The sequence below is a fragment of the Bacillus sp. AFS037270 genome, from assembly GCF_002585305.1.
This window is the reverse complement of the sequence record NZ_NUNF01000015.1, coordinates 1-6665: the sequence shown is the minus strand read 5'-3', so window position 1 is coordinate 6665 and position 6665 is coordinate 1. Positions and strand designations below refer to the sequence as shown.

Annotated in this window: 7 protein-coding genes and 1 pseudogene; 3 read left to right on the top strand and 5 right to left on the bottom strand. The window is 37.8% G+C overall.

The window, feature by feature from the left end:
* Positions 1–297: 297 nt before the first annotated feature.
* From COD92_RS08410 to COD92_RS08390, 5 genes and pseudogenes are all read right to left on the bottom strand, one after another.
* Positions 298–1449 carry an asparaginase gene (locus COD92_RS08410; protein WP_098532874.1) on the bottom strand — a complete coding sequence of 384 codons (1152 nt, stop codon included), beginning with the start codon at positions 1447–1449 and terminating at the stop codon, positions 298–300.
* Positions 1450–1838: 389 nt separating this feature from the next.
* Positions 1839–2143, bottom strand: a pseudogene (locus COD92_RS08405) (transposase); the annotation flags it as partial.
* Between the two features lie 322 nt (positions 2144–2465).
* Positions 2466–2960 (bottom strand): SF0329 family protein, encoded by a 495-nt coding sequence (locus COD92_RS08400; protein WP_218014468.1) that lies wholly within the window; start codon positions 2958–2960, stop codon positions 2466–2468.
* 194 nt (positions 2961–3154) lie between these two features.
* Positions 3155–3667 carry a GNAT family N-acetyltransferase gene (locus tag COD92_RS08395; RefSeq protein ID WP_098532870.1) on the bottom strand — a complete coding sequence of 171 codons (513 nt, stop codon included), beginning with the start codon at positions 3665–3667 and terminating at the stop codon, positions 3155–3157.
* A 270-nt stretch (positions 3668–3937) separates the two neighbouring features.
* On the bottom strand, positions 3938–4147 hold the full coding sequence (locus tag COD92_RS08390; protein WP_098532868.1) for a hypothetical protein: 210 nt from the start codon (positions 4145–4147) through the stop codon (positions 3938–3940).
* A 448-nt stretch (positions 4148–4595) separates the two neighbouring features.
* On the opposite strand from COD92_RS08390, the gene COD92_RS08385 reads away from it, so the two are divergent.
* The 3 genes from COD92_RS08385 (at position 4596) to COD92_RS31840 (ending at position 6580) form a co-directional block, all read left to right on the top strand.
* Positions 4596–5438 carry a sialate O-acetylesterase gene (locus COD92_RS08385; protein ID WP_098532866.1) on the top strand — a complete coding sequence of 281 codons (843 nt, stop codon included), beginning with the start codon at positions 4596–4598 and terminating at the stop codon, positions 5436–5438.
* On the top strand, positions 5435–5971 hold the full coding sequence (locus tag COD92_RS08380; protein ID WP_098532864.1) for a PadR family transcriptional regulator: 537 nt from the start codon (positions 5435–5437) through the stop codon (positions 5969–5971). Before COD92_RS08385 ends, COD92_RS08380 begins: the two co-directional genes overlap by 4 nt.
* Positions 5972–6403: 432 nt before the next feature.
* Positions 6404–6580, top strand: a complete 177-nt coding sequence (locus COD92_RS31840) for a hypothetical protein (RefSeq protein WP_176541434.1) — start codon at positions 6404–6406, stop codon at positions 6578–6580.
* Positions 6581–6665: the final 85 nt, after the last annotated feature.

The following is a 6665-nucleotide window of genomic DNA, read 5'->3' as shown; positions in this document are numbered from 1 at the left end:
AAACTATTAGCTGGTTTAGCTTAAAAAGGATATGTTTTAATCTGAAAAGTCCCTAAACAAAATCTTTAACTCCCGAGCGTCATAGAATTTACCATCACTAATAAATTTTTCTATGTAAAAAACCTCTTGAAACAAGAGAGAGCAAATTATCGGCAATGAAAGAGGTTGGGTACCTTTTAGGCATCCAACCTCTTATTTCTCTTTATCTTGTTGACAAGAAAAGGTTCTTTGGTGTTGCTGCAAGAGATCTATCAAACTTGACCATATCTTCAAAGGAGTGGCTATGCTAAACCAGCATTAGTATTCATTGAAATACTCTTGGATCTTGTTAGGATCTTCGGTTTTGGTGAGCACCAACATCAATAGGATACGAGCTTTTTGAGGGTTGATGTTGCCAGAATTAACGAAGTGGTTGTCTTCGTCGGTTTGTTCGTGAGTAACCATGCCTTCTGGTACACGAGTGTCACGAACGACGACAACACCCTTCTTTACAGCATCCTGCAGACCTGGAAGCGTTTTTTCATTAATAGAACCGTTACCTGTTCCAGCATGGATAATTCCTTGCGCACCGGCAGCAACCGCAGCGTCAACCATTACACGGTCATCATTGGCATGCGAATAAACAATATCAACACGATGCAGATTGTCCTCAGTGATCTTGCGAATGTCAAAATCGGACTCAGTGGTGTGCTTTTTAGTTGGTACGTTATAGAAGTAAGGTTTACCGCCTTGTATATAGCCGAGGGAGCCGAGCTCCGGATTATCGAAGGCATCAACGTCGGTGGTATTCGTTTTAAATGTGTAGCGAGCGCTTCCGATCTTGCCATTCATGGAAATCATGACGCCCTTGTCGCGAGCTTCCTTGGAACCAGCCAGTATTACAGCGTTGTACAGGTTCAACGGACCGTCAGCAGAGAGTGACGTAGAAGGACGCATTGCGCCAACCAAGACAATTGGTTTGTACGAATGAACAGTCAGGTTGAGAAAGTAAGCCGTTTCCTCCATTGTGTCGGTTCCGTGGGTGATAACAACACCGTCACACTCTGGGTCGTCCAATGCTTTATGAACCTCCTTCGCCAGTTTGACCATTAAAGCATCAGTATTAGACGTACCAGAATCAATGTTTGCCACCTGCTCAGTGGAAATATTAGCAACATCTTTTAGCCCAGGAACCGCTTCTATTAGTTGATCTGGAGTTAGGACACCTGCCTGATAGCCGGTGGTTTGAGTCGAAGTAGAACCCGTTCCCGCAATGGTGCCACCCGTTGCCAGAATTTTAATGTTAGGTAATTTTTTCTTAACTGGATTGGTTGTATTAGATGTTATAATCTGTTTAGCCTCAACAGGATGTGATACATCCGTGTAACTTGAAGAGATGATGATAATCCCGGGGGCCATTAATGTTAGTGCGGTGAGAGCAACTTTTTTCTTTGTAGTTAGTTTCTTCATTCGAAATTCCTCCAAATAACGTGTGATTAACAAAAATAAAAAGTGAAACTTCCATCAGTTGGGTCTTACTGCCCATTAATGCAGGTTAAATCTTAGTAAACGCTTTCATGGATTTTAATTTATCATAAGACCTACAGAATCTAACAAAAAAACTAAAAAACTTACAAAAAATTTGAAATTTAAAAATGACTGTTTTTCATATCAGTTAGCTCTGGTGCAAATATTTCACAATATTTCAGTCAAAATAAAAACTCCCCTCGTATTAATTGAGGCACTGAAAATCTGTTGGTTTTTATTTTTAAAAGGTCCTCACATAAAAAAACTGGATTTATTTCCAATATTTTGGAACAAAAAGCCAGCTTTTTCTTTATACATTCTCTGTTATTTGTTTATTTTTGGTCTAGCAGTGTCATTATCCTCTTTAGATTTACCGTAAAAATCGCCATTGCCCCTTGCAGTTCCATGCCAATTAGACCCGAGAATTATGCGACATTATACCCTTGTCTATGTTTTAGTTTGCTGTTTTTCGCTTTAATTTTATAGCGCTCCTTGGATTTTTCCTTAAAGAAATCATTCTCCTGGAATTTCTCCTGTTCGGAATGCGCGTTGATATTATTGTGACCGAATAAGTCTTGCTTTTCGCACCTTCTTGGTAACATCCTTCCTTGAATGGGCACACCTTACACTTTTCGATATATTTGCCTATTTGTAAGTGTTGTTATTTTATTTTCGGTATAGTGACAACTCCTCATTGTACTAGTGTTCATAGGACAATTAGCATGAGTGTCCCCTTTTACTGTCTGCTTGTTTAAACTAGCTGCCACATTAGCACAAAAAGAAAATGAGCTGCCGCAGCAACTCATTGTTAAACTCTTGCACCCGTTACTTTAAGTGTAATGTTTTACAATTCTACTTAAAAAAGGGCTCTGTCGTACTTTAGGTTTCATTTTGCGTTAAACTAAAACCGTTTTTATAAAACGGTTTTGTGATAAAGCTTGTTTAGTTGCTAAATCATGTTACTGCATAAGGGATTTCACTTCGGATTCAATGCGTAATCTGTAAAAAACTTGTAACCATGCAGGCTGTAATTCAATTTCGGGGAAAATTTTCTCTAATCTTCTTTTGCCTACACGCTTATCAAGTATTGCAAACAATCTAACAATGGGGCTTTCATTAACCAAACTTTCTTCAATACTGTGATTTTGATAATAGTAGAAAGCTTCGTAAAATCCATACTGGTCAAACCCTCCAAAGTTTTCCGTTTCCAAGTGAATTTTATCCCAATATTCCCACCAAGGCATATCCTCCATATTCTGAATTACTACACTCTTTTCTGCCTCAACTCTTTTGTTCTGCCAGTCGAAAAAACAGGATTTAAAACCTTCTTTACCGTCAATCCGAATAGCTACCCTTCCTTCTTGGTCGTGAGACTTTCGATACCGGGTAGCGAAATACTGAATTCTTCCTTTAAGCGATTCGCAAATATTATCTTGTTCAAGAATTTTACGCATCTTACTCCATGATTGCCCCAAAATAATGACTCCTTACATAAACAGAATATAATCTTTCCTCACTTTAAAAATTGTTCTAGCATTTAAAGTTGTTTTTGGCATATAAAAAATATCCATCATTTCTATGTTCATGTTCAACTAACGCACCCAGTTAGCTTAAGTACATTCCTTCACAAACTATTTTGAAAAATCAGCTATTGTCCAATTAGGTTATAACGCCAATTATTGCACCGCATAAAGCTTCCTGGAGGATATTCAAATTCGCATTCAGATTTAAATTGAAAATCCAGCTTACGACAAATTGCATTAGAAGCAGGATTATCAATTGATGGGAATGCGTGAATGTATTTATATTTGTTCTCACTAGATGCTTCTTCTATTGCTAACTTTACTGCTTTTGTAGCTGTTCCTTTCCCTTGATACGAGGGTAGAACGCTCCATCCAGTTTCATATACACTTTCCTTATTCCAAGTAGTTTGCCAATAACCCACAGAACCTACTGTTTCTAATTCTGGTAACAATATAATGCTGAACATACGCCCTCTTTTACCAAGATCAAGATATCGTTTATGTCGATTCAAAATCTGCTCTTTACTCTCTGGACCACCAAGATACTGCATCATTTCTGGAGCGTTAATACGAAAAAGTAAATCAAGGTCATTATCCTCCCAAGGCTTTATCTGAATGATATGGTTATTTGCTTCCAAATTTTTTTCATCCCCTCACCATTTTTTATTTACTCTTTCTTTACGGAAGCTAAAAATCCTCTATTTAATGATATTGTTGTTTAACTAAACTCCCTTTAGCTTAAGTAAATTACTTCACAATCTTTCAGTAAGATTAACATAAATATCCATTAAAAAATCACCTTACCTCTAATAAGACAATAGGAGTAAGGTGATTTTAATCAAAATTTTTTAAAAATAGCGCCAACTTCTATTTAATAGAAATCGGCACTTTGTTTATTCGCTATACGTTTAGCGTGACGCTTTCGGCGGTTGGCACACATCACATTTACGTTGGTTATTATTTTTAAATTTTGTAAATGTATTTTCAAAGTTGCTACCACATGCACATTTAAATAGTAACATTTGAGAAAAACCGTGATATTCCGTCGTTAGCAACTTACTTTCCGAATTGTTCTCAACAAATTCTTTAATTTTACCGATCGTCCATCGTTTATTCATTCACTTACACCTCCATATTTTATCGTTAGACGGAGGCTTTTCTTGGCATCCGTTCAATCATGAGCAAAAGTCGTAATTATCCTAAGTTTCTCATTATAACATGAGCTGGCACTCAATTAAACAGAGCGTTATTTTGAACGCGTACTAGTGTATCTTTGAGATAAAGTTTGATTATTTATGAAATCCTTGTTTCACTAAAGCACTCAATTAGTTGAATAAGAAAAAGCCAAAGACCATGCTATTGCTCAAATACAACCACTAGATTTTCATTATAATGAGTTATACATTTCTATCATGTCAGTTTGTTCCAATACATACGAATAAAAAACCAAACCTTTTAGTTATGAAACTTTCACCAGATAAATCGAATTGACTACAGTCTAATTAGACTATATAATATTTTTAGTCTAATTAGACCAATATAGTAATGTAAAGGAGTGAAGATTAGATGATAAAGTCATTTTTAATGTTGGGTCAGTCGAATATGGCGGGCCGTGGATTTTTGCATGAAGTAGAACCTATCTATAATGAAAAAATAAAAATGCTGCGCAATGGACAGTGGCAGATGATGACAGAGCCGATTAATTACGACCGTCCGGTTTCCGGCGTAGGACTTGCCGCGTCTTTTGCTGATGCCTGGTCGAAAGCCCATCCCGATGAAGAAATTGGTTTGATTCCTTGTGCGGAAGGTGGCAGTTCCTTGAATGATTGGCATCCAGAAGGCATCCTTTTTCAGCATGCTTTGTCCGAAGCCCGCTTCGCCCTCCGGTCCAGTCAAATCTGTGGAATCCTTTGGCACCAGGGTGAGAGTGACAGTTATCGTTCGCTGCATGAAACTTATTACGTGAAATTAACCCTTATCATCGAGACCCTAAGAAACGAGTTGAAACTTGATGAGGTGCCGTTGATCATTGGCGGACTTGGTGATTTCCTTGGGAAGACCGGTTTTGGACAGCACGCGACAGAATTTCGACAGGTCAATGAACAATTGCAGCGCTTCGCGAACGAACAGCAAAATTGTTATTTTGTAACAGCGGCAGGTTTAACCGCGAATCCTGATGGCATTCATTTAGACGCGTTTTCGCAACGCAAATTCGGCTACCGCTATTTCGATGCTTTTTCTAAAAAGTATCATGTCCTGGAACCCATCCCGGGGGAGGAGCAATCGCTGAAAGTGGAGCGCGATTATTCGAAAACAGAACAGATTTACCTTCATAGCATGGATTTGGCTTCGGGTAAAATCACGTACGCGGAATTTGAGGCGCAGATGGTGAAGGTGATGAAGCCATAATCCCCTTACTTATCCTTGGCTTGCTCATCCAAAACCCAGGCGCTCACGGCTACGAACTACTGGCCTTAATGGAAAAACGTAATTACAAATACATTGTTAACTTCACAAAAGGCTCATTTTATTACAATCTGCAGCAACTTGAAGAAAAAGGTTGGATTGAACAGATTCAGCAGAAACCTTCAACCATTGGGCGCGAAATTCGGAACTTTAAAATCACCGAATCGGGAATGGCAGAATTCGAAAAATTAATGGTCAAATTCGGCACCAAATCGGAATATGTGAACCTGCAATTTTATGGGGCGTTACTCTTTGCCGATGAATTCGACAAAAACAAATTGCTGGAACTGATCCAATCGCAAATCGACCAGACAAAAACCCGAATCGCCCTCCTTGATGAATACCTGTCCAACACACAAGAACTTCCCGGCACAATCAATTACTACCGCCGCATGAACGAAAATTCTCGTTCCCATCACTTGGTAAACTTAAAGTGGTTTGAACAAATGAAAGCAGAAATAGAGGGGATGATCTGACCCAATAAAGTTAGAAATATAGTTTAAGCAACTTCTAAGACCTGAGTTCGGTATTCTATCGGACTCAAGTCTTTTAATTTTACCTTCATATACTTACGATTTTGGATTCACAGGGGGGAAAATTAATTTATCAGTAGAAAAAGAGGTGCAATTTGCATCTTTTTTACTTTGTATTTAGGTTCACAATTACAATTATTACTATATTTTCCACATACCTCTTGTTGAACTAAACTGCCCAGTTAGTTGAACAAGAAAAAAGACTGCCGCAGCAATCCTAATTTTTACTCTCTTGCATCCGAGTTAGTTTAACAAGCAACTTATTTTCCATTGCATATAAAAATCGAACCGTGAATAAATATTATCCTCTGGCATTATTTGTTTTATTTTTTTTATCTGAAGGGCATCCATACATGCGTGATTGGAGGTTACCTAGTGAACGCATCATTAGCTATATTACCGATATTTATAATTATTATCTATTTAGCAGTAATTGGATTTACAATTTGGTTTGCTGTAAGCCTTATAAAAGCTCAAAAAGAACGAAATGAAGTACTTAAAGAAATTTCAAGTAAGCTCGATATTTTAGATAATAACAAAATAGGAGAGTGATATATACCAGATTTACCGAGAAGCTCTCAATAACCAGGGACCGTCTGTGACGGTCTTTCTTCTTGAACTAAACTCCCTCAATAAA

Bases quoted from the DNA above. Each gene is read 5' to 3' on its own strand.
- COD92_RS08410 (WP_098532874.1), bottom strand. From the start codon at position 1,449: ATGAAGAAACTAACTACAAAGAAAAAAGTTGCTCTCACCGCACTAACA.
- COD92_RS08385 (WP_098532866.1), top strand. From the start codon at position 4,596: ATGATAAAGTCATTTTTAATGTTGGGTCAGTCGAATATGGCGGGCCGT.
- COD92_RS08400 (WP_218014468.1), bottom strand. From the start codon at position 2,960: ATGCGTAAAATTCTTGAACAAGATAATATTTGCGAATCGCTTAAAGGA.
- COD92_RS08390 (WP_098532868.1), bottom strand. From the start codon at position 4,147: ATGAATAAACGATGGACGATCGGTAAAATTAAAGAATTTGTTGAGAAC.